The 20,955-nt window shown below is 71.0% G+C and carries 18 protein-coding genes and 1 pseudogene; 9 read left to right on the forward strand and 10 right to left on the reverse strand.

The genetic code is table 11. From position 1 onward, the window contains the following. Positions 1-41 precede the first annotated feature (41 nt). From OG802_RS34055 to OG802_RS34080, 6 genes are all read left to right on the forward strand, one after another. Positions 42-470: an urease subunit beta gene (locus OG802_RS34055; protein WP_329417624.1), complete on the forward strand. Its 429-nt coding sequence runs from the start codon at positions 42-44 to the stop codon at positions 468-470. After that, a complete protein-coding gene (locus OG802_RS34060) occupies positions 467-2,515 on the forward strand; it encodes an urease subunit alpha (RefSeq protein WP_329416705.1) in 2,049 nt (682 codons plus the stop codon). The genes OG802_RS34055 and OG802_RS34060 overlap by 4 nt, the downstream gene beginning before the upstream one ends. 187 nt (positions 2,516-2,702) lie before the next feature. After that, the gene (locus OG802_RS34065) at positions 2,703-3,377 is read left to right on the forward strand and encodes an urease accessory protein UreF (RefSeq protein WP_329416706.1); all 675 of its coding nucleotides are present in this window, start codon (positions 2,703-2,705) and stop codon (positions 3,375-3,377) included. Between the two features lie 36 nt (positions 3,378-3,413). Continuing rightward, positions 3,414-4,103 (forward strand): urease accessory protein UreG, encoded by a 690-nt coding sequence (gene ureG, locus OG802_RS34070; protein WP_329416708.1) that lies wholly within the window; start codon positions 3,414-3,416, stop codon positions 4,101-4,103. Beyond that, positions 4,100-4,957, forward strand: a complete 858-nt coding sequence (locus OG802_RS34075) for an urease accessory protein UreD (RefSeq protein ID WP_329416709.1) — start codon at positions 4,100-4,102, stop codon at positions 4,955-4,957. The genes ureG and OG802_RS34075 overlap by 4 nt, the downstream gene beginning before the upstream one ends. Before the next feature lie 690 nt (positions 4,958-5,647). After that, entirely contained in the window at positions 5,648-5,989 is a 342-nt protein-coding gene (locus tag OG802_RS34080) for a hypothetical protein (protein WP_329416710.1), read from the forward strand. A 483-nt stretch (positions 5,990-6,472) separates the two neighbouring features. Here the strand turns inward: OG802_RS34080 and OG802_RS34085 are convergent, their stop codons facing one another. Both OG802_RS34085 and OG802_RS34090 read right to left on the reverse strand, forming a co-directional pair. Continuing rightward, complete coding sequence (locus OG802_RS34085; protein WP_329416711.1) at positions 6,473-6,646, reverse strand: hypothetical protein; 174 nt, start codon at positions 6,644-6,646, stop codon at positions 6,473-6,475. Positions 6,647-7,001: 355 nt separating this feature from the next. Beyond that, positions 7,002-7,988 carry an alpha/beta fold hydrolase gene (locus OG802_RS34090; RefSeq protein ID WP_329416712.1) on the reverse strand — a complete coding sequence of 329 codons (987 nt, stop codon included), beginning with the start codon at positions 7,986-7,988 and terminating at the stop codon, positions 7,002-7,004. 142 nt (positions 7,989-8,130) lie between these two features. On the opposite strand from OG802_RS34090, the gene OG802_RS34095 reads away from it, so the two are divergent. Next, complete coding sequence (locus OG802_RS34095; RefSeq protein WP_329416713.1) at positions 8,131-8,781, forward strand: helix-turn-helix domain-containing protein; 651 nt, start codon at positions 8,131-8,133, stop codon at positions 8,779-8,781. Between the two features lie 433 nt (positions 8,782-9,214). Here OG802_RS34095 and OG802_RS34100 read toward each other — a convergent pair whose 3' ends face one another. From OG802_RS34100 to OG802_RS34110, 3 genes are all read right to left on the reverse strand, one after another. Further along, entirely contained in the window at positions 9,215-9,892 is a 678-nt protein-coding gene (locus OG802_RS34100; protein ID WP_329416714.1) for a response regulator transcription factor, read from the reverse strand. 23 nt (positions 9,893-9,915) lie between these two features. Next, entirely contained in the window at positions 9,916-11,097 is a 1,182-nt protein-coding gene (locus OG802_RS34105; RefSeq protein ID WP_329416715.1) for a sensor histidine kinase, read from the reverse strand. Between the two features lie 93 nt (positions 11,098-11,190). After that, positions 11,191-13,383, reverse strand: coding sequence for an MMPL family transporter (locus tag OG802_RS34110; RefSeq protein ID WP_329416717.1), 2,193 nt, complete (start codon positions 13,381-13,383; stop codon positions 11,191-11,193). 670 nt (positions 13,384-14,053) lie between these two features. Between OG802_RS34110 and OG802_RS34115 the strand changes: the two are divergent. Continuing rightward, positions 14,054-14,499: pseudogene (locus tag OG802_RS34115) on the forward strand (PucR family transcriptional regulator); the annotation flags it as partial. Between the two features lie 226 nt (positions 14,500-14,725). Here the strand turns inward: OG802_RS34115 and OG802_RS34120 are convergent. Together OG802_RS34120 and OG802_RS34125 are read right to left on the reverse strand one after the other, a co-directional pair. Beyond that, complete coding sequence (locus OG802_RS34120) at positions 14,726-15,391, reverse strand: DUF4389 domain-containing protein (RefSeq protein ID WP_329416718.1); 666 nt, start codon at positions 15,389-15,391, stop codon at positions 14,726-14,728. Positions 15,392-15,499: 108 nt separating this feature from the next. Next, positions 15,500-15,748, reverse strand: coding sequence for a CBS domain-containing protein (locus tag OG802_RS34125; protein WP_329416719.1), 249 nt, complete (start codon positions 15,746-15,748; stop codon positions 15,500-15,502). A 452-nt stretch (positions 15,749-16,200) separates the two neighbouring features. On the opposite strand from OG802_RS34125, the gene OG802_RS34130 reads away from it, so the two are divergent. Further along, complete coding sequence (locus OG802_RS34130) at positions 16,201-18,639, forward strand: glycoside hydrolase family 65 protein (RefSeq protein WP_329416720.1); 2,439 nt, start codon at positions 16,201-16,203, stop codon at positions 18,637-18,639. Positions 18,640-18,992: 353 nt separating this feature from the next. On the opposite strand, the gene OG802_RS34135 is transcribed toward OG802_RS34130, so the two are convergent. From OG802_RS34135 to OG802_RS34145, 3 genes are all read right to left on the reverse strand, one after another. Then, on the reverse strand, positions 18,993-19,697 hold the full coding sequence (locus OG802_RS34135; RefSeq protein WP_329416721.1) for a response regulator transcription factor: 705 nt from the start codon (positions 19,695-19,697) through the stop codon (positions 18,993-18,995). A gap of 95 nt (positions 19,698-19,792) precedes the next feature. Next, on the reverse strand, positions 19,793-20,452 hold the full coding sequence (locus OG802_RS34140; RefSeq protein WP_329416723.1) for a CBS domain-containing protein: 660 nt from the start codon (positions 20,450-20,452) through the stop codon (positions 19,793-19,795). Between the two features lie 35 nt (positions 20,453-20,487). Beyond that, positions 20,488-20,952, reverse strand: a complete 465-nt coding sequence (locus tag OG802_RS34145; protein WP_329416725.1) for a Crp/Fnr family transcriptional regulator — start codon at positions 20,950-20,952, stop codon at positions 20,488-20,490. Positions 20,953-20,955 lie beyond the last annotated feature (3 nt).

A 20,955-nucleotide genomic window follows, 5' to 3' on the forward strand; every position in this document is an offset into this window, starting at 1 on the left:
ACAGAGGCGACGCGTCCCCGGGCTGCGACGAGGACGAGGAGATGGCCCGCCGGTACGACGCGATCCGCTTCAACGTGCACCTCGACGGGGACACGCAGGGCGTCAGTCTCCAGACGGAGGCGACCACTTTGCCGGGGCCGGGCAAGACGAAGATCAGGGTGAGGAACGAGTCGGACCGTCCCGTCCAGGTCGGCTCCCACTACCACTTCGCCGAGGTCAACCCGGGGCTGAAGGTCGTCAGTGTCGAGGTCCCCGCCGGTCAGGTCGTCCCCCGGGACCGCAGTCTGTGGAACTGTGACGCGGCGAGGGGCCGGCGGCTCAACATCGCCGCGGGCACGTCCGTGCGTTTCGAACCGGGCGACGAGTGCTGCGTGGAACTGGTGCAGATCCAGGGCGAGGTCACCGCTGGCGGCAGTGCCACCGGTGATCTCGCCAAAATCCAGGGACTGCGCGAGGGGACCGTCCGATGAGCCATCCGCAGGAACAAGGCCGCGGCCAGGTGCCGGAGTGTGGGAAGGGCGGGCCGAAGCCGGGCAATGAGCTGACGCGGGCGGAGTACACCGCCTTGTACGGGCCGACCACGCGGGACCGGGTCCGCCTCGCCGACACCGACCTGACGCTGGAGATCGAGGCGGACTGGAGCGGCGGTCCGTCGTACAGCGGCAATGAGATGATCTTCGGCGGCGGCAAGGTGGTCCGCGAGTCGATGGGGATGTCGCACCTTGCCAGGGACGGCAGAAACAGCAAAGGCGACGCCACGGGACACAGGCCGGTGGACACCGTCGTCACCGGCGCGCTGATCCTCGACTGGTGGGGCGTGGTCAAGGCCGACATCGGCGTCCGCGACGGCAGGATCGCGGCCATCGGCAAGGCGTACAACCCGGAGACGATGGATCCGATCCCGAGCAACAGGTTCGAGACGCCGGACCGGACGACGGCTGGCAACGCGGTGCCGGTTGCGGTGACGCCGGTGAGTTTCGTGGTCGGTCCGAGCACCGAGGTCATCTCCGGCAACGGGCGGATCCTCACCGCGGGCGGTGTGGACACCCATGTTCACTTCATCTGCCCCGAGGAGATCCGTGAGGCGCTGGCCTCGGGCGTGACCACCCTGATCGGCGGCGGCACCGGCCCGGCCGAGGGCAGTACGGCCACCACCGTGACCCCGGGCGCGTGGCATATCAGGCGCCTCTTCGAGGCGCTGGACGGGTTCCCGGTCAACATCGGCCTGCTCGGCAAGGGCAGCACGATGAACAAGCACGAGCTCAACGCGCAGGTGGACGCCGGTGTCTGCGGCTTCAAGGTCCACGAGGACTGGGGCGCCACCCCTGCGGTGATCGACCGGGCCCTGGACGTCTGTGAAGAGCGCGGTGTCCAACTCGCCCTGCATGCCGACTCACTGAACGAGTCGGGCTTCCTGGAGAGCACGCGTGCGGCCTTCACCGGCGACGCCAGGGACGCCGACGGGAAGTTCACGGCGAAGAAGGCGCGTTCCCTCCACATCTTCCACGTGGAGGGCGCCGGCGGCGGTCACGCGCCCGACATGATCGAGCTGGTCAAGGACCCCAACGTCCTGCCGGCCTCGACCAACCCGACCCGCCCGCTGACGGTGAACACGGTCAAAGAGCACGTCGACATGATGATCGTGTGCCATCACCTCAACCCGGAGATCCCGGCGGACATGGCCTTCGCCGACTCCCGGATCCGCCCGTCCACCATGGCCGCGGAGGACCTCCTGCACGACATGGGCGCCATCTCGATGATGTCCTCCGACGCCCAGGCGATGGGCCGCATCGGCGAGATGATCATGCGTACCTGGCAGACCGCCCACGTCATGAAGTGCCGCTACGGCCCCCTGAAGGAAGACCTCGAAGCCGCGAAGGTCCGCACCATCACCGACGACACAGGCCACTCCTTCAACGACCAGCAACTCCAGCCCAACGACAACTTCCGCGCACGCCGCTACGTCGCCAAGTACACGATCAATCCCGCGATCACCCACGGCATCGACCGTCACACCGGATCCGTGGAGACCGGCAAGCTCGCCGACCTGGTGCTGTGGGAGCCGAAGTTCTTCGGCGTCAAACCGCACATGCTCCTCAAGGGCGGCCAGCTCGCCTACGCACAGGTCGGTGACGCCAACGCGTCGATCACCACGCCGCAGCCCTACCTGCCCCGGGCGGTCTGGGGCTCCACCGGCCGCTCCCCGGGTCGTAACTCGGTGAACTTCGTGGCTCCCGGCGTGGCGGACAACCTGAACGGAGACGGCACCAGCAGCAACCCGGGGCTCGGTCTCGACAAGGACTTCGTGGACATCACCAGCACTCGGAACGTCACGAAGGGCGACATGAGACTGAACGACACCGTTCCCAACAGCCTGGAAGTCGACCACAACAGCTTCGAGGTCACCATCGGCGGTGCGACCACCAGCGACGCCCGCACCGAAATCAACGGTGCCACGGTGCCGCGCTCCTACGTCACCGAAGTCCCCTTGGCACAGCGGTACTTCCTCTTCTGAATCCGGCACTCGCCCGGCCGCCGGCCCCCGCCGCCACGGCCGGGCCCTGGGCGGACCCTGACCTCGCCCGGCCGCCGGTCGCCGCCGCGACGGCCAGGCCCGGGCGGGCCCTGCGCCCGCCCGGACGCTGGGCGCCTGCCCGGACCTCCACAAGGCCATCCGATCTGTGAAAGGCAGTCGCTCGCCCATGAGCCGTGCAGCCCTGCTCCTGCTGGCCGACGGCCGCCTCCCCGCCGGCGGGCACGCCCACTCCGGCGGCGTCGAGGCCGCCGTCGCCCACAAGGCCGTCCATGACACCGACAGCCTGGAGGCGTTCTGCCGCGGGCGCCTGCACACCACCGGTCTGACGACGGCCGCCCTGGCCGCCGCAGCGGCAGCCGGATACGACCCGTTGCTGCTCGATGCCGCCGCCGACGCACGAACCCCCGCCCCCGCACTGCGCATTGTCGCCCGCAGGCTCGGCCGACAGATGATGCGCGCCGCCCGCGCCACCTTCCCCTCCGACGCACTCGACCACCTGGCCGCCGCACGTCCCCAGGGCGCCCACCAGCCCCTCGTGCTGGGCCTGGCCGCGCGGGCCGCCGGGCTCACCCCGCTGGACGCCGCCTACGCCGCCGCATACGAGAGCATCGGCGGCCCGGCCACCGCGGCGGTGCGCCTCCTCAGCCTCGACCCGCTCGACGCCTCCGGGCTGCTGGCCCGACTCGGCCCCGAAACCGACGACGTCGCACACGCTGCGGCCGACGCCGCGACCCACGCTCTGACCGAGGGCCTCAATGTTCTGCCGTCGGCCTCCTCGCCCCTGCTGGACATCACCGGCGAGCAGCACGCCGCCTGGACCGCCCGACTCTTCGCCTCCTGACCAGCCTTCCGACAACCAAGACAGAACGGAGCTGCCATGCACCTCGACCACTCCCTGCCTCACCAGCACACCCCCAGCGTCTCGGCGAGCCGGCCTGACGGCAGCCGCCGCGCACTACGCGTCGGCCTGGGCGGTCCCGTCGGCTCCGGCAAGACCGCGACCGTCGCCGCGCTGTGCCGCACTCTGCGCGACCGCTGGCCCATCGCCGTCGTCACCAACGACATCTACACCCGCGAGGACGCCGAGTTCCTGCGGCGCGAAGCCGTCCTGCCGCCCGAGCGGATCGCCGCTGTGGAGACCGGCGCCTGCCCCCATACCGCGATCCGCGACGACATCTCCGCCAACCTTGAAGCCGTCGAACACCTGGAGGCGACCCTCCACCCGCTGGACCTCGTGCTCATCGAGTCCGGAGGTGACAACCTGACCGCCACCTTCTCCAGGGGCCTCGTCGATGTGCAGATCTTCGTCATCGACGTAGCCAGCGGCGACGACATCCCCCGCAAGGGCGGCCCCGGCATCACCACCGCCGACCTCCTCATCATCAACAAGACCGACCTCGCCCCGCACGTCGGCGCCGACCTGGACACCATGGCCATCGACGCCAAACGACAGCGCGGCGACCTGCCCGTCATCTTCACCAGCCTCACCCGCGACGACGGAATCCGCGAGGTCGCCGACTGGGTCACCGCCCACCTCACCCGATGGCGCGCCGAGGCAGCCGCATGAGCCCTGCTTCCCAACTCGCCGCCGCCCGGGCAACGTCCGAGCCCGATGTGCCCCCGACCGGTGTCGGGGTGCCCGCCGGGCACCCCGACGGCTTACGGGCCACGGCCCGCATCCGCGCCGTCCACAACGGACGCGTCACCACCCTCCCGCAACTGCACAGCGACGGCCCCTTCCACCTGCGGCGCCTGCGCACCGCCAGCAACGCCGCCACCGTGGGGATCATCAGTGCGATGAGCGCCCCCTTGGGCGGCGACCGGCTCACCCTCGACATCACCGCCGAGGACCGGGCCGAACTGGAGATCACCACAGCCGCCGCCACACTTGCCCTGCGCGGCCCCACCACCGACGCAGCCACCTACGACGTGCGCCTCACCGTCGGAGAGCACGCCCGTCTGCGCTGGCTGCCGCAGCACCTGATCAGCGCGGCCGGCAGCAACCTGCGCCAGACGTACGCCGTCGAACTCGCCGCCACCTCCCGCCTGGTGCTGCGAGAAGAACAGCTCCTGGGCCGGGCCGGCGAGGAACCCGGCCACCTCGTCACCCGGATCCTGGTCCACCGCGCAGGACGCCCTCTCCTCGACCAGCACACCGCCTACGGAGCCCCGGAACCCGGCTGGGACGGCCCGGCCGTCCTGAACGGGTACCGCGCCGTCGGCCAGCTCCTCATCGTGGACCCGCGCCTCGACGTCCGAGAAGACCCCGTCCTGCTCGGCGGCGAAGGCACCAAGGACGGATGCGCCGTCCTCGCCCCTCTGGCAGGCGGCCCCGCGCTGCTCGCCACCGCCGTCGCACCCACCACCTCAAGGCTGCGAGACCTGCTCGACCAAGCGCACGCACATGCTCTCGCCCTATAGAGGCGCGCGGGGCCGCCGTGCCGGCGGCCCGGAGCGGAGGAACCCACCGAGGTCGCGTTGCGGGCTGCCCACCGGCCGCGGAACCGGTTCGAGGGCAGTCCGTCCGGGCCGTAGCCCCGAAGTCCCGTCCGGCCAGAGGCGGCAGGTCGCCGGCGGCGTCCACTCGATGCGTTCGCCGTTCTCGTCGTGCGTATAGGTCGCCGGAACCGTGGACGGGGCGAAGGACCGGAGAGCCGACCCCATCGGCGCGGGACGGTTGGGCGCGGTGCGGGATCGGGGCCGCCGCGACGTAGCGCTGCCGGACAGCCCACGCGTAGAACTGATTGAGCACGACACTTCGTGGTTCCAGGTACTGCCCTCAACGTTGGGCCCGGTCTCATCCCGGCGGCGCCACTGGTGGAGAGCCAGATGATCCGCCTCCATGGCGGCCCGCCACGACTTCCCACCGCGGGAGGTATGCAGGGACGTGAAGAACGGAGTGCACTGTCCATCCGGCTCTGCTCAACACCCGCGGACATTGAAGTAGTGACGGCTGTTCGTCAGTTGTCGACTGCCACAGTTGCGGCGAGCGGCGACGGCCGTACACCATCAGGTGCCCTGTCTTAGTCATCCCTGGGCATGACGCGGCCCATCCTCGTACTGGACTAGCTTCGCGCGGGTTGGAAGATCCATTCGAAACGGGGAGGGTGCATGACCAGCACACTCAAGAAGTTCGTAACCACCACGTCGGCGTCGGGCCTCCTGGCCGCAGGCATGATACTCGGCGCCACGGGGGCGGCCCAGGCCGCACCCGGCGGTCCGTCCGGCTGCACGGCGTACGTCTCGCACACCAACATCCACACGGCCGTGGGCTTCTGCACGTCGGGCAGCGGCACCTGGAACGTCCAGGCCATGTGCGCCGGCCCGGGCAGCACGCACGGCCCCTACAAGGGAGACCCCGGCTACCGCACCCGCGGTATGGAGAAGGCGGCGACGCTCAACTGCGGTGGCGGCTACCCGACCAACCTGAAGGTTGTCGACATCAAGAGCTGAGTCTGGAGCGTGTCTCTTCAATAGGTGGTCAGTTGATCGGACGGACCTGTCCGGCAAGCGATCACTGATGAGAGTGTGGGACCGGATCGCGCCGCTGATACCGGCCGATCCGGTTCCGCAGTCGGACGACGGCGCGAGCGCTTCTGGGCCGTGGAGTTCCAGGAGCCCTGGGGTGGCATCGCTCTGCCCCGGCCCGGCGTGCGAGGGGTCCGCGCGTTCTGGAAGCCGATGTCCCAGAGGTCACGTGAACGGATGGCGGGTCCCGGCCGGCGACTGCCGAGGGTCCATGGCACTGGCCACCACAGGGGCTACTGGCCAAGGCCGTCACGAAGCTCGAGGGCGACGCCGTCGAGGAGCTGGAACTCAAAGGATTCGAGCCGGTACCCGAAGTCCAGCGACGGCCGGCCCCTGGATGACCAGGCTCTCCTGCGCGGGCCTCCAGCTGCGCGCCCGCCCGCCTGGCCGGACGGGCCGACTACAGCGCTACCCGACCACACCAAAAGCGCAGGGCTCGCGTCCGTCGCGCCGGACCACCCGGGTCGTACGCGGCTTGGGCTGCGCCGTACGGCCGCCGCCGTTCTTCTGCGCTGCCGCCTTGGCGGCGCGCAGTGCGACGCGGGCCAGACCGACGCCACTGGGCTGCGGACTCTGGGTCATCACGCGACCTCCCCGGCCAGTTCCTCCAGACCCTGACCGTCAGCCTCACTTACACCCAGTTCGCCCGCCCCCGACGTCGCGCTGGACGTCACGCTCGGCAGACGACAGGAACTCCCGATCCACGCGGAGCACACCATCGGCCTCACCCGGCACTTCCAGAACGCTGCTTGCACCATCGGCGTCTGCAACACACCAGGTGGCGGCCGGTGCTTCACTGCGAGGGGACCGGGCTTGCCCTTCCACTGTGGGAGCCGTAGTCGTCAGCCGGCCACAACGTCGCGTAGTTCGCGTACAGCGCGTTCGCGGTGGTGCCGGGCGGGGATCGCTTCGTACAGGTCCAGGTAGCCCGCCTGATTCAGCCCTGGAGGGTGGCGAGCCAGTCGGTCAGCAGACGGTTGACCTCCTCGGGGCGCTCCTGCTGGATCCAGTGGCCACAGCCGTCCAGGAGATGAGAGGCGGACAGGCCGGGGAGCGTGGTGGGGTAAGCCTCGATGGCGTCGGCCAACCAGGTGGTGGAGGCGTCCAGGGCGCCGCCGATGAACAGGGAGGGCTGCTTGATCGGGGCACCGCGGTGCGGGGCGAGGTCCTCCCAGTCGCGGTCCATGGTGCGGTAGCGGTTCAGGGCGCCGGTCAGGCCGGTGCGCTCGAACTCCCCGGCGTACACGTCGAGGTCGTCCTCGCCCAGCCAGCCAGGGAGGGTGCCGGCGGGGAAGCGGTCGCTCAGCCGGCCGCCGTGGGCGACGAAGTGCGGGTCGGGTTCGCCCTGGGCGGGCATGGTGTCGGCCGACAGAGCCGCGTAGAAGCCGGCGAGCCAGCCCCGGACGTCGGGCTCGATCTCCGCTTCGGCGCGGCCGGGCTCCTGGAAGTAGGAGACGTAGAACTCCTGCTCGGGGCCGCCGATCTGGCCGAAGATGTCGGTGGGGCGGGGGCCGCCGGGCGGCGCGTAGGGGACGCTCAGCAGGCCGACGGCGCGGAAGACCTCGGGGTGGAGCAGGGCGGAGGCGGCGGCGATGTTGGAGCCCCAGTCGTGGCCGACGACCACCGCCGTCTGCTCGCCGAGTGCGCGCACGACGGCGACGTTGTCCTCCACCAGGTCGAGCATCCGGTAGGCGTCGGTCGTCGCCGGCTTGGAAGAGCGGCCGTAGCCGCGCACGTCGATCGCCACCGCCCGGTACCCGGCCGCGGCGAGGGCGGGGAGCTGGCGGCGCCAGGAGTACCAGGACTCGGGGAACCCGTGCACGAGCAGAACCAGCGGGCCGGCCCCCTGCTCGACCAGGTGCAGGCGTCCGGCCGGGCACTCGATGGTGCGGTGGCGGAGCTCGGCGGACGGCTCGGACTGCATGGGCTTCTCCTCGGTTCGCGGGGCGGACGCGGCTGCTCGTCGATCATGCGGCGCGAGGGCCGCCCGACGCGATTAGCGTTGCCATTCTGGCAAACTCGCAGGACAGGGGGATGGACTGGCGCGACCGGAAGGAGCAGGAACGGTGGCAGTCGACGACGTGGCCGACACGCTGGCGGCGATGGGGCCCCGGCTGCGGGCCGCACGCGAGCACCGCGGTGCCACGCTCACCGGTGTCAGCTGTGCGACCGGTATCTCGCCGAGCACGCTGTCGCGGATCGAGACCGGACGGCGCAAGCCCACCCTGGAGGTGGTGCTGCAGCTGGCGAAGGAGTACGGCGTCTCCCTGGACGAGCTGGCCGGCACCGCACCCGCCCCCGCGGCCGAGCCGCGCACCGCGGCGCCGCTGAGCTTCGGCGACGACAAGGCGGTGGTGCCGCTCACCCGGTACGTCGGCGGCCTGCACGCCCACAAGCACGTCCTGCCCACTGTCGAGGGTCCGCCCGCGCGGCCGCGGCAGGTCTCCCACGACGGCCACGAGTGGCTGTGCGTCCTGTACGGGCGGCTGTGGCTCGCGCTCGGCGACCAAGACCTCGTCCTGGCCGCCGGGGACGTCGCCGAGTTCGACACCCGCACCCCGCACGGGGTGGCGAACGCCAGCCCCGGCGGTCCGGTCGAGTACCTGATCATGTTCGGACCGCAGGGCGAGCGACTACGGCCGCGCACCCCTCCAGCCGCTGGTCGCGGGAGCCGCCAGCCGAATCGCGCCCAGGCTGGCCGAGAAGAACAGCCGTAGGCTCCGGAACCCGCTCCGACAAGACGACGAAATCACAACCTGCACGTAGGTTCGCGGCCAAGGGCTGCCCAGATTCCTGGAACTCGCGCGCTTCCGGACCAACGCGGACGACCCGGACGGGCCCTGATCTCGTCCACCACAACGCTGCCACCGGCTCAGCCGACCGGCTTTGCACCTTGGCTGCCGGTCATGTCCAGCAAGTCTTGAGCCTGTCAAGGATCTGATGAGTCACAAGTGTCAACCGAGTCCTGAGACCTCACACCACAGCAGGCACCTCGTCACGCGCTACGGGAACTCCCCGTCCATCGCAAGAAGGCCGAGGCGGCGCTCGCCGCCGCGCAGCAGAAGTGAGGCCGGCGGGCGGGTGGTCGGCGGCGGACCGGCCCGCGTGCGCGCGGTGCGGGCAGGCCGTCGGCCATGCCCGCACCGCACCTCAGCCCCGTCGTTCTCCCGCGCGCACCAAGCCGGTCTCGTAGGCGATGACGACCAGCTGAGCCCGGTCGCGGGCGCCGAGCTTGGCCATGGCCCGGTTGGCGTGGGTCTTGACGGTGACCGGGGTGACGAAGAGGCGTTCGGCGATCTCGTCGTTGGCCAGGCCGGAGCCCACCAGGGTCAGCACTTCCTGTTCCCGGGGAGTCAGAGTGGCCAGCCTGCGGGGGTCGACGAGGTCACCGGGGGCAGGGTGGGCCAGGACGCGGGCGATGAGGCCCCTGGTGGCTGCGGGGGAGAGCAACGCCTCGCCGGCGGCCACGAGCCGGACGGCGTCGAGAAGGTGCGCCGGTTCGACCCCTTTGCCCAGGAAGCCGCTCGCGCCGGCTCGGAGGGCCTCTACGACGAGGTCGTCCTCCTCGAAGGTGGTCAGGACGAGGACCTTGACTCCGGCCAGGTCCTCGTCCTGGGCGATCAGCCGGGTGGCCTCGATGCCGTCCAGCTCGGGCATCCGGATGTCCATGACCACGACATCGGCACGCTCGGACCGGGCCAGCCGCACCGCCTCCCGCCCGTTGGAGGCCTCCCCGACGACCTCCATGTCGGGCTGTGCGTCGATGAGGAGCCGGAACGTGCCCCGGAGCAGAGCCTGGTCGTCGGCGAGCAGGACGCGAATGGCCATGGGTGATCTTTTCTCACGTGGGGTCAGACAGCGGCGGGGGCGAGCGAGAGCGGCAGGTCGGCGACGACCTGGAAGCCCCCCTCGGGCCGCGGCCCAGCGGTCACGGTACCGCCGATGGCGGTGGCCCGTTCGCGCATCCCGATCAGCCCGTGGCCGGTTCCCGCGCCCTTGGGCGCGCCTGGCCGCCCGTCGTCGGTGACGGTGATCCGGAGCGCGTGCACCCCGTAGTCCAGCACCACCGCGGTCCGGGTCGCGGAGGCGTGCTTGTGCGTGTTGGTGAGTGCTTCCTGGATGATCCGGTAGGCGGTCAGCTCGGTCGCGGGTGCCATTGGCGACGGATCGCCGGTGCGGGCCACCGACACGGGCATCCCGCTCGCCCGGAACCCGCTGACCAGGGCATCGAGATCGGCCAGGGTCGCGATGGGGGCACGCGAGCCGGGCGCGTCGTCGGGCTGACGCAGCAGACCGACGGTGGCGCGCAGTTCGTCGAGCGCGGCGCGGCTGTTGTCCTTGATGTGGGCCAGCGCCGCGTAGGCCTGTTCCGGGTTGGCGCGCATGAGGTGGTGGGCCACCCCAGCCTGGGCGTTGACCAGGGTGATGTGGTGGGTGACCACGTCGTGCAGGTCGCGCGCGATGCGCACGCGTTCCTCCGTGACCCGGCGCCGGGCTTCTTCCTCCCGCGTGCGTTCGGCGTGTTCCACGCGTTCCCTGGCCGCCGCGAGGTTCTGGCGGCGGTTGAGGACGGTGCGGCCGAGCGCGGTGGCCGCGATCGCGAGGTCGAACCGCAGCAGGCCGGGACCCCCCACCACGGACTGCGCGTGGGTCGCGGCGTAGACACCAGTGATCGCCACGGCCGCCAAGGAACCGACGATCCACGCGGTGCGCCGGTTGCCGAGGAGGGCGAGGGTGTACAGGGCGACGAGACTCGCCCCCGGTGTCGGCGAGATGCGTGAGGCGACGGCCATCAGTGTGAGGTCGCCTGCCAGGGTGAAGAGGGCGACGCCCAGGGGCCGGCGACTCCGGAAGGCCAGCGGCACGCACGTCAGCGCCGTCCACACCACCTCGTCCCACCGTGGCTCGTGCCAGTGGGACGGGCCGACGGCGGTCGCCGCCACGGCGATCACGATCAGCGGAACGGCGGGCAGCGCGTCTCTGATCCGGTCATGACGAGCCAGCCACTGTCGCCACACCATGGGCAGTTCCATTCCCTCACTCTAAGGAGCGCAGGCCGGCGGACCCCGGGGTCATCCCGTATTTCGCCGACCCGCGCGCGGGAAGCCGGTCCGTCGTGCCGACCGTCAGTTGGCCAGGCCGGCGGTGGTGCGTTCCGGCACCGCGTGCGGCTGCGCCGGCTGGTCGGCAGGGCCTTCCACGGACACGTTGGGCAGTGCCTTGTCGAGACTGCGGGGCAGCCACCAGTTGGCCTTCCCGCACAGGTGCATGAGGGCGGGGACGACCATCATGCGGATCAGCAGGGCGTCCGCGGCGACCGCCACCGCGAGGCTGACCCCGAACTCGGAGATCACCCGCATGCCGCCGAACACGAAGGAGCCGAAGACGCAGACCATGATGGTGGCGGCCACGGCGATGACCTTGCCGGTCTCGGCCTGCCCGACCCGGACCGCGCGGTGGCTGTCACCGGTGTGGGCCCACTCCTCGCGCATCCGGCTGACGAGGAAGACCTGGTAGTCCATGGACAGGCCGAACATGATGCCGACGACCAGGATCGGCACGAACGACTCGATCGGTCCGCCGGCGCCGAGTCCGAGCAGTCCGGCGCCGAAGCCGTACTGGAAGACGACCACGATCGCGCCGAACGCCACTCCGATGCTGAGGATGTTGAGCACGGCGCCGACCGCCGGGATGAGCAGGCTGCGGAAGGCGACGGTCAGCAGGAGGAAGCCGAGCGCGGCGATCACCAGCACGAAGAAGGGCAGCTTGCCCATCAGGACCGACGCGAAGTCGTCGTTGCTCGCGGTGACACCGCCCACGTAGACCTTCATCGACGTGCCCTGCTCGGCTTGCGGGATCACGTCGTCACGCAGGTGGTGGATCAGGTCGGAGGTGGCTTCGGACTGTGGGGAGGTCGTCGGGACGACGGAGACCACTCCGACGGTTTGCCCGTCCTTCATGGGCGCGGCGTTGGCACTGGCGACACCGTCGACCTTTCCGAGCGCGGTGACCAGCTTCGCCTCGGCTGCCTTGTCGGCGGCGGTGGGTGCCTGGACGGCCAGGACGAGCGGGCCGTTGAAGCCGGGGCCGAAGCCGTCGGCGATCATGTCGTACGCCTGACGGTTCGTCGAGGACGTGGGCAGGTTGCCGTCGTCGGACGCGCCGAGGCGCAGGGAGAGCGTCGGGAACGCGAGCGCCGTCAGCACGGCGAGAGCGACGAGACCCAGGGTCTTGGGCCTGGCCTGCACCCGCTCGGCCCACCGGCCCCACGCCCCGGCGCGGCCCGAGGAACGCGGCTGTGTCCCGCCGGCCGTCTCGCGGCGCTCCTTGCGGCTGAGGACGCGTGGACCGATCAGGCCGAGCATCGCCGGCAGCAGGGTGATGGCGGCCAGGACGGTCAGCACCACGGTGACGGCGGCGCCGATGGCCATGCCGTTGATGATGCCCACGTTCAGGGTGAGCATGCCGAGCAGCGCGACGACGACGGTGAGTCCGGCGAAGACCACGGCCCGGCCGGAGGTGTTGAGGGACTTGGCGACCGACTCGGCGACGCTCATGCCCGACATCAGGTTGGCGCGGTGGCGGTTGACGATGAACAGGGCGTAGTCGATGCCCACGCCCAGGCCGATCAGTGAGCCGAGGGTCAGCGTGGTGTCGGAGAGCGTGATGAGGTGGCTGAGCAGCATCACCGTGACCGCGGAGGTGCCGACTCCGATGATGGCCGTGATGATGGGGAGCGCCGCCACCCAGACAGCCCGGAAGACGAAGAGCAGCACGATGAAGGCGAGGACGATGCCCATGGCGTCGGCGAGCGCGTTCGGCTCCGGGTTGACGGTGAACGCCTGCCCGTTGAGGGCGATGTGCAGGCTCCCCGTCTCCGGTTCGGTGGCGAGTGCCTCCACGTGGTCGATCTGGGCGTCCGAGACGTCCTGGTCGAACGCGACCGTCGCGTAGGCGGTCCTGCCGTCCTTGCTGATCTGTCCCTTGCCGACAGGGGTGTAGGGGCTGGTCACCGCGGCGACGCCCGGTGCGTCGGCGATACCGTTGAGCGTGCCGGTCATCGCCTTCTCGGCGGCGGGCTCGGTGACCTCGCCGCCGTCCACCTGCCAGACCACTCGGCCGCTCTTGCCCGCGGCGCTGTCGGAGGCCTGCTGCAGCAGGGCCGTGGCCCTGGCCGAGTCGGTGTCCTGCGAGGTCGGGCTGTTGCCGAAGGCGCTGCCGGCGGCGCCGACCCCGGCCCCCAGGGCGAGCAACAGGCCCACCCAGGCCAGGACGACGGCGAGCCGGTGCCTGTGACACCAGCGGGCGAGAGGGGACATCGACGTGCCTTTCCAGAAAATGCCATGCGACCGGGCCGGTGATCACGGCCCACTCTCACGCTCGCAGTTCTCCGGCCTCTCGTCATTCGCCGTTCGCAGACACTTGCGCCTACTGCGATCGCAGCAGACGCGGTGGCGAAGAACGGGGTGCCCCCTGTGGGCGGAGCGGAAATCGCTGGTCCGGACACGGTGAGCAGGCCTGAGGTGTGAGCCGAGGCGGTGAGATCGTCGACACCGGAGCCGCCGGGCAGGCGACCGCTACGCCCCCGACACCCCTACACCCAAGGCCGTTGTTGGTCGCCGCGCCCGTCCCCGACCCGGTCGCACAGCGCGAGCACCGGGAGGAACCCCGCGGGCTCCTGGCGCGTAGCGGGCAGAACAGGGCGCGGCTCAACGCGTCGACCACGGCAGCGACCCGGGACAGTTCGGCTCATGAGCAGGGACTTCGTCTTGCCGCCAGCCTGGCGCCCGCCAAGAGGCGTATCGCCCGCAGGGTGCCGCCGAGGCGGTGGCGGTGGCTGCCGGACGTCGACGGGGCCGTGGCACCGGGCGGACGGCCCCGTGCGGGGGCGTGGGTGAGGGTCGCTGCGCTCATGTCTCCATGGTGCGGTCGGGGACACAAGGACGGCATCGGTCTGGAGAGCTGTCTCGGGAGGATCCTCGCTCCACCCGCAGCCACCTCGGCCGCCTCGCTGAACGCGCCGAACCCGCCGAACGCTTCGGCCTGCGCCTCTTCCACGCCAACGCTGTCGCCGTCGCACGGGCCCCAGCCTCCTACGACGAGGGCGACCCGGTGCCGCGGCAGGTGGAACAGGCGCTCATCTCCCCCTTCGGTGACCGCAGCATCTTGCTCACCGCCGAAAACGGCCGGTTGCCGCGCATCGCCCCCGGCCACCAGGACGAAGGCCTCACCTACTTCGCCGAACAGGCCCACGTCGCCACGACGGCGGCCAGGTCGCCATCGGCCGCCGCCCCCGACAAGGCCCGGGAGGCGCCGCCCCCGTCCTGCGAGAAGCCCTCAACGCCCTTGAACTCGTCGAGCGCCTCCGCCTCGACGACCCGGTCCTTCGCTCCGCCCACCTGCCGGTCTACCCGGTCCTCACCCGACCGCGTCGGCGTCCTCGCGTCCTCGCGTCCTCGCGGAGGACTTCGGTCCTCGAATCGCCGAGGGCTTCGGCAGGCGCGGGTACGGTCGCCCACCCGTCCCTCGACCCGCGAAGCCCGAAGGGATAGGCGGTGCCACGCCGCCATGCCGTGCCATGGAACGTGTCGGGGTGTCAGGTCCGTGGGTGGCGGCGTGGCGTGAAGGCGCGCCGCGAGAGTGCGGTGGAACGGCAGTGCGTCATCGCGGCGGCCGGGGGTCGTCGGGTTCGGCGCCTCCCATGTCGAGACGGAACGGCGGATAGACGTCCGTCATCAGGGTGGCGTAGGCGGCGACGCGCAGCACCCATCGGTTCAGGCCCGTGACCAGGTCGAAGAGGTCCCGCGGGTACTTCTCCGTGAAGGCGAGGACGACGGCGGCGATCAGGGCGAGCACGTCCACGAGTCCGCCCGTCCACCAGCCGAGGTGCCGGCCTCCGACGAAGAAGCTGACGACGATGTACTGCGGGATGGCCAGCAGCCACCACTTCACCAGGACCAGGCCCCGCGAGAGACGCTCGGGATACGCGATGTCCAGGCGTGCGGGGTAGTCCGGCTCCTCGCCCAGGCTGAAGGGCGGGTAGCGGTCGGTGGCCAGTGCGCCGTAGGAGTAGTAGGCGACTCGCCAACTCCACCGCAGCACGCCCAGGTTGAAGTCGAAGAGGGCGCGGGGGTAGCGCTCGGTGAACAGGATGGAGAAGAAGGCGATCACGGTGACGACGGTGAAGGCGATCCAGAGGAAGAACAGCACCACGCAGTGCGGAATGACCAGGATCCACTTCACCAGCCACAGCCAGCGGGAGAGCGGTGCGTCGAGCCGGGCGGTGACCCGGACCGGACTGTCGGGCTTGGCGACCGAAGGGCTCATGGCGATCAACTCCGATTCTTGCTCAGGGGGTCGGCCCGGAGCGGGGTGTCGAGTCGGCCGTCGCCTCCACCGCCGTCCACTGGGCCTTTGCGGTCACGGCGGGGCTGTTCAGCAGCCCTTCGGTCGTCGTCGCCTCCGCCTCTTCGCGGGAAGGGGCTTCGCGTGCGGGGCCGCCGGCACCAGGCCGGCGGGGTTCAGGTGTGCGGCCTCCTTGCGCAGCGGGTCCGCCTCGGAGACCGCGCCCACGCCGCGCTCGCTGTCGAAGACGGGTACGGCGGTGATGTCGTATTCGGCAAGTTGCCTGGCGATCTCCTCGAAGCCGGTGTCCCGGTTCACCCGGGGGACCGATGTGGACATGAAGTCGCCCACCGTCGCGGTGCCACATGGCTTCCGTCTCCTGATTTCGCGTGCGTTCCTCTCTCCACTCTCCGCCCGGCGCGGAGGACGCGCATGTGCCGACCGGCCTCCACCGGTGCCGATCCGACGGGGACGAACGGCGATCGGGACGCCTGAGGGGCGGTGCTGCGGCCGACGACGAGCTGGCCCACGTGTCGCGACGGCTCCAGGGCGGTGCGACGGTATTCACAGGAGGTTTCGCGGGCCTCGGGCAAGAAGGCGGTGGGGAGAAGGGAGATCCCGCTGGTGGTGGGTGTCGATGGGCCGTTCCGGCCTGGAGGCCGCGGACCGGGCGGTCGACGAGGCCGCACGCGTGGACGAGCCGCCCCGGCGCCCCGTGATGCCCCGTGGCCGTCGTCCCGCAGTGCACCTGAACCTCAGCCCGCGCTGTGGGGGAGAGGGCGAGGCGAGAGATGTCGGACTGGACGTGGGAGTACGAGGGGTACGACCCCGCCGCCGAGCAGTTGCGCGAAGCCCTGTGCACCCTCGGCAACGGCTACTTCGCCACGCGCGGCGCGGTGCCCGAGTGCCGGGCGGGCCTGACCCACTACCCGGCCACCTACGCCGCCGGGGTCTACGACCGCCTGGAGTCGACCGTGGCAGGACGCCGGGTGGTCAACGAGGACCTGGTGAACCTCCCGAACTGGCTCCTCCTGAGATTCCGCCTCCGCCCCGCCGACGGGACGGCGGGCCCGTGGTTCGCCCCCGACACCCGTCGGCCGACCGGCCACCGGCACGTTCTGGACCTGCGCCGGGCCACGCTGACGCGCACCTTCCGGTTCCGCGACGACGCGGGGCGCGTGCTGGGCGTCGAGCAGGTCCGAATCGTGCACATGGCCGATCCTCATCTGGCAGCCCTGCGGACGGTGTTCACGGCCGAGAACTGGTCCGGCCAGATCGAGATCGAGTCCGGCCTCGACGCCGAAGTGATCAACGGCAACGTGCACCGGTACCGCGCCCTCGAAAACCGCCATGTCACCCGCGTGCACACAGGGGCGCGGGAGCCCCGGACGATCTGGCTGACCTGCCGGACCAGGTCCTCGGACGTCGGCGTCGCCCTGGCCGCCCGGACGGTCGTCGGCGGACCGTCGCCCGCTTCGTCGCAGGTCGGGACCGCCCGCCACCGCGCCGTGCACCGCCTGGCGGTCCCGGTGGTGCCGGGCCGCCCCGTGACCGTGGACAAGACCGTGGCACTGCACACCTCACGCGACGCCGCCATCAGCGACCCGCTCGAGGCAGCGCTCGACCGGGTGTCCACGGCGGGGGACTTCCCGGCCCTGCTGAGCTGTCATGCCGCGGCCTGGGAGCGGCTGTGGCGGCGAGCGGAGATCGAGGTGCCCGGCAGGGCCGGCCGCGTCCTGCGCCTCCACCTCTTCCACGTCCTGCAGACGCTGTCGCCGCACACCGCGGACCTGGACGTGGGAGTCCCGGCCCGGGGACTGCACGGCGAGGCGTACCGGGGCCACGTCTTCTGGGACGAGCTGTTCGTCCTGCCCTACCTCAACCTGCACTTCCCGGAAGTCTCCCGAGAGCTGCTGAACTACCGCTACCGGCGTCTGACACGGGCCTGCCGGTCTGCCGCCGCGGTCGGCCGGCGTGGCGCGATGTACCCGTGGCAGAGCGGCAGCGACGGCCGTGAGGAGACCCAGGAACGGCATCTCAACCCCCGCTCCGGGCGCTGGCTGCCGGACCACTCCCGGCTCCAGCACCACGTGGGCTCGGCCGTCGCCTACAACGTGTGGCAGTACTGCGAGGCAACCGGAGACGCCGAGTTCCTGCACACCAAGGGCGCTGAGATGCTCTTGCAGATCGCCCGTTTCTGGGCGGATATCGCGGTCCAGGACCCCGCCACGGGCCGGTACCGCATCCGCGGTGTCGTCGGCCCCGACGAATACCACGACTCCTACCCCGGCGCCGCCCTGCCGGGCCTGGACGACAACGCGTACACCAACGTCATGGCCGCCTGGGTCCTCGCGCGCGCCCTGGATCTCGTGGGGCGCCTGCCCGTGTGGCGCAGGGACGAACTGCTCGGCCGCATCAGGCTGGACGGCGATGAGCTCCCGAGGTGGGAGGACGTCTCCCGGCGGCTGACGGTGCCGTTCCACGAGGGCGTCATCAGCCAGTTCGCGGGCTACGGCGAGCTCGCCGAGCTGGACTGGGACGCCTACCGGGAGCGGTACGACGACATCCGGCGACTGGACCGGATCCTGGAGGCGGAGAACGACACGGTCAACCGCTACAAGGCGTCGAAGCAGGCCGACGTCCTGATGCTCGGCTACCTCTTCTCACCGGCCGAGCTACGGGGCCTGTTCCGGCGTCTCGGGTACGACCTGGACGACGAGGTCTGGCGCAGGACCGTCGACTACTACCTCCGGCGCACCAGCCACGGCTCCACGCTCAGCGGGCTGGTCCACGGCCTCGTCCTCGCCAGGGCCAGACGAGCCGACGCCTGGCGGTACATCCAGGAGGCGCTGGAGGCCGACATCGCCGACATCCAGGGCGGCACGACCGGGGAGGGCATTCATCTCGGAGCCATGGCCGGAACCCTCGACCTGGTCCAGCGGGGCCTGACGGGACTGGAGACGCGCGAAGGCGCCCTGTGGCTCGACCCGGTGCCGCTGCCGGCGCTCTCCGAGTACGGCTTCTCGCTGCGCTACCGCGGCCACTGGGGCGTTTCCGTCCGGCGCCGGAGCGGACGTCTGCGGGTCGGCGTACCCGACTCGGAGGAGTCGTCCATCCGTGTCGTACTCCCCGACCGGGCCGTCACCGTCGCTCCGGGCGAGACCTGCACACTGGAGCTGAACGAGGAAGGGTCCGCCCGGCCGGGCAGGCAGGACCCTGGTCCTGACTGATCTCTTCCACACCCTCTGGCATCCCGTCCGCCACGCCCGCCACGGCGTCCCACCTACACGGCGTCCCACCTACACGGCGTCCCACCTACACGGCGTCCCAGCCGCCACGGCGGCCTGCGCCGCCTCGTCATGACGGCGCTGCGGGGGAGGGGCCCGCCGTTTCCGCGCGCGCCGGCGTGTGGTCGGCCTCGTCGGGCCGCTCGCCATGGTCACGGTGGTGGGCATGCCGGGCCCTCGTGGATGGGCCCCGCGTGCCCGGGGGGTTCACTTTCTCCCCGGGCTCGGCGGCCGTCATGGTGCCGGAGAGCAGGGCTCCCAGCCCGACCGCCGGACTTCGCCGGGACTTCCCGTCGTCACCCGGTCCGGTGTTCGCCCGCCTGCGGCTGCTCCAGGTGGGAGACGATGACCGCGGCCTGGACCCGGCGTTGCACGCCCAGTTTGGCCAGGAGGCGGGAGATGTGGTTCTTGACGGTCTTCTCGGAAAGGTAGAGCTTCTTGCCGATCTCGCGGTTGGTGAGCCCCTCGCCGATGAGGGCCAGGATGTCCCTCTCGCGCGGTGACAGGCTCGCCAGCTCTGACGGCACGGCGGGGGTGTCGGCCGGGTCGGCCCGCAGTGAACGCATCAGGCGGGCGGTGGTCGCGGGGTCCAGCATCGACTGGCCGGACGCCACCGTGCGCACCGCCGAGACGAGGTCGGAGCCCTTGATCTGCTTGAGGACGTAGCCCGAGGCACCTGCCATGATCGCGTCGAGCAGGGCTTCCTCGTCGTCGAACGAGGTCAGCATCAGACAGGCCAGTTCCGGCATCTGGCTGCGCAGCTCCCGGCAGACCGAGATGCCGTCGCCGTCCGGAAGCCGCACGTCGAGGACGGCGACGTCGGGGCGCAGCGCGGGACCCCGGGCGAGGGCGTGGTCGACGGTGCCCGCGTCGCCGATCACCGAGATGTCCGGTTCGGCCTCGAGGAGGTCGGCCAGGCCACGGCGGACGACCTCGTGGTCGTCCAGCAGGAACACCCGGATCGGGTTCTGTTCGCTGAAGGCGCGCGGCTGCTCCGGCATGGTGACCCCTCGTTCCCCGGTGGAGGACAGACTGCTACCTGCCCGTGAGTCCGATCATCACGCGCCGGGGCCGAATGCACCAGGGCCGACCGGCCCTACTCCTGCGAGGGCGGCATCCGGTTGAGGTCGAACGCCACGTCCACGACCCCTTCCACCGCGCGGACCAGCCGTGCCGCCACCGGCACCAGGGCGGTGTCCCGGACCTGGCCGACGAGGTTCACGACGCCGTCCAGTACCTCCACGCGTACGCGCGAGTCCGGGGTGGGGAAGAGGTACGACACGACCTCGCGCCGAACCTCCTCGGCGATCTCGTCGTCGGTGCGCAGGAAGACCTTGAGCAGGTCGGCCCGGCTGACGACGCCTTGCAGCAGGCCCGCGGAGTCCACCACCGGAAGCCGCTTGACCCGGGCGCGGGCCATGGTCCGGGCAGCCTGGGCGAGCGTGGCGTCCGGGTGCACGGTGACGGCGGGGGAGGTCATGAGTTCCCCCGCGGTCACGGCCCCGGCCTTCGCCAGGTCGGGCAGACGGCGCAGCTGGGTGTACCGGTCGGGGTCACTGTCGCGGAACTCCTCCTTGGGCAGGAGATCCGCTTCGGAGACGACACCGACGACCCGGCCCTCGCCCTCGATGACGGGCAGGGCGCTGACGTTCCGGTCCTGCATCAGCTGCACGATCTCCTTGAAGGCCGCTCCGCGGCCGATGGCGGCGACCGTGGGGGTCATGACATCGCTGACGATGTGCGGGGCGCCGTGCATGGCCTCTCCTTCGGTGTCCGTCGGCATCGGTCGGCTCAGATGAGGCCGCCGGCGCCGTGCGGGGCGTACAGGTCGAGGAGGCGGGTCCTGGCGGAGCGCAGACGGTGGGCGAGGATGCGGCCCACCCACTGACCGACCTCGTGACCCAGGGCCGGGTCGTCGTGGCACATGGCCCGCACGGCCGTGGCGTCGAACTCGTAGGCCCGGACCGGTGTCATCGCCTCGGCGCCCATCTGCCAGGCGTGCGGCGGGACCAGCCAGGACCAGCCGACCAGTTCGTTGTGGCCGAGGCGCTCGATGACGGCGGCCCGACGGCCCGGCACATGCATGTCGAGTTCGATCATGCCGGTGCGGATGATCCAGAAGCGGTCGGCGCGTTCGCCCTCTTCGAACAGTCGCGTTCCCTGGGGGACGGAGACCTCGCGGGCGAAGCGCATGAGCCGCTCGCGGTGTTCGGCGGACAGCGAGCGCACCATGTCGGGGGTGGAAGTGGCGAGCATGAC

This window comes from Streptomyces sp. NBC_00704 (assembly GCF_036226605.1).
Lineage (GTDB): Bacteria > Actinomycetota > Actinomycetes > Streptomycetales > Streptomycetaceae > Streptomyces.

Excerpts from the sequence above, each read along its gene's own strand:
- OG802_RS34055 (WP_329417624.1), top strand. The coding sequence starts at position 42 with ATGGCCCGCCGGTACGACGCGATCCGCTTCAACGTGCACCTCGACGGG.
- OG802_RS34060 (WP_329416705.1), top strand. The coding sequence starts at position 467 with ATGAGCCATCCGCAGGAACAAGGCCGCGGCCAGGTGCCGGAGTGTGGG.
- OG802_RS34065 (WP_329416706.1), top strand. The coding sequence starts at position 2,703 with ATGAGCCGTGCAGCCCTGCTCCTGCTGGCCGACGGCCGCCTCCCCGCC.
- ureG (WP_329416708.1), top strand. The coding sequence starts at position 3,414 with ATGCACCTCGACCACTCCCTGCCTCACCAGCACACCCCCAGCGTCTCG.
- OG802_RS34075 (WP_329416709.1), top strand. The coding sequence starts at position 4,100 with ATGAGCCCTGCTTCCCAACTCGCCGCCGCCCGGGCAACGTCCGAGCCC.
- OG802_RS34080 (WP_329416710.1), top strand. The coding sequence starts at position 5,648 with ATGACCAGCACACTCAAGAAGTTCGTAACCACCACGTCGGCGTCGGGC.
- OG802_RS34085 (WP_329416711.1), bottom strand. The coding sequence starts at position 6,646 with ATGACCCAGAGTCCGCAGCCCAGTGGCGTCGGTCTGGCCCGCGTCGCA.
- OG802_RS34090 (WP_329416712.1), bottom strand. The coding sequence starts at position 7,988 with ATGCAGTCCGAGCCGTCCGCCGAGCTCCGCCACCGCACCATCGAGTGC.
- OG802_RS34100 (WP_329416714.1), bottom strand. The coding sequence starts at position 9,892 with ATGGCCATTCGCGTCCTGCTCGCCGACGACCAGGCTCTGCTCCGGGGC.
- OG802_RS34105 (WP_329416715.1), bottom strand. The coding sequence starts at position 11,097 with ATGGAACTGCCCATGGTGTGGCGACAGTGGCTGGCTCGTCATGACCGG.
- OG802_RS34110 (WP_329416717.1), bottom strand. The coding sequence starts at position 13,383 with ATGTCCCCTCTCGCCCGCTGGTGTCACAGGCACCGGCTCGCCGTCGTC.
- OG802_RS34120 (WP_329416718.1), bottom strand. The coding sequence starts at position 15,391 with ATGAGCCCTTCGGTCGCCAAGCCCGACAGTCCGGTCCGGGTCACCGCC.
- OG802_RS34125 (WP_329416719.1), bottom strand. The coding sequence starts at position 15,748 with ATGTCCACATCGGTCCCCCGGGTGAACCGGGACACCGGCTTCGAGGAG.
- OG802_RS34130 (WP_329416720.1), top strand. The coding sequence starts at position 16,201 with ATGTCGGACTGGACGTGGGAGTACGAGGGGTACGACCCCGCCGCCGAG.
- OG802_RS34135 (WP_329416721.1), bottom strand. The coding sequence starts at position 19,697 with ATGCCGGAGCAGCCGCGCGCCTTCAGCGAACAGAACCCGATCCGGGTG.
- OG802_RS34140 (WP_329416723.1), bottom strand. The coding sequence starts at position 20,452 with ATGCACGGCGCCCCGCACATCGTCAGCGATGTCATGACCCCCACGGTC.
- OG802_RS34145 (WP_329416725.1), bottom strand. The coding sequence starts at position 20,952 with ATGCTCGCCACTTCCACCCCCGACATGGTGCGCTCGCTGTCCGCCGAA.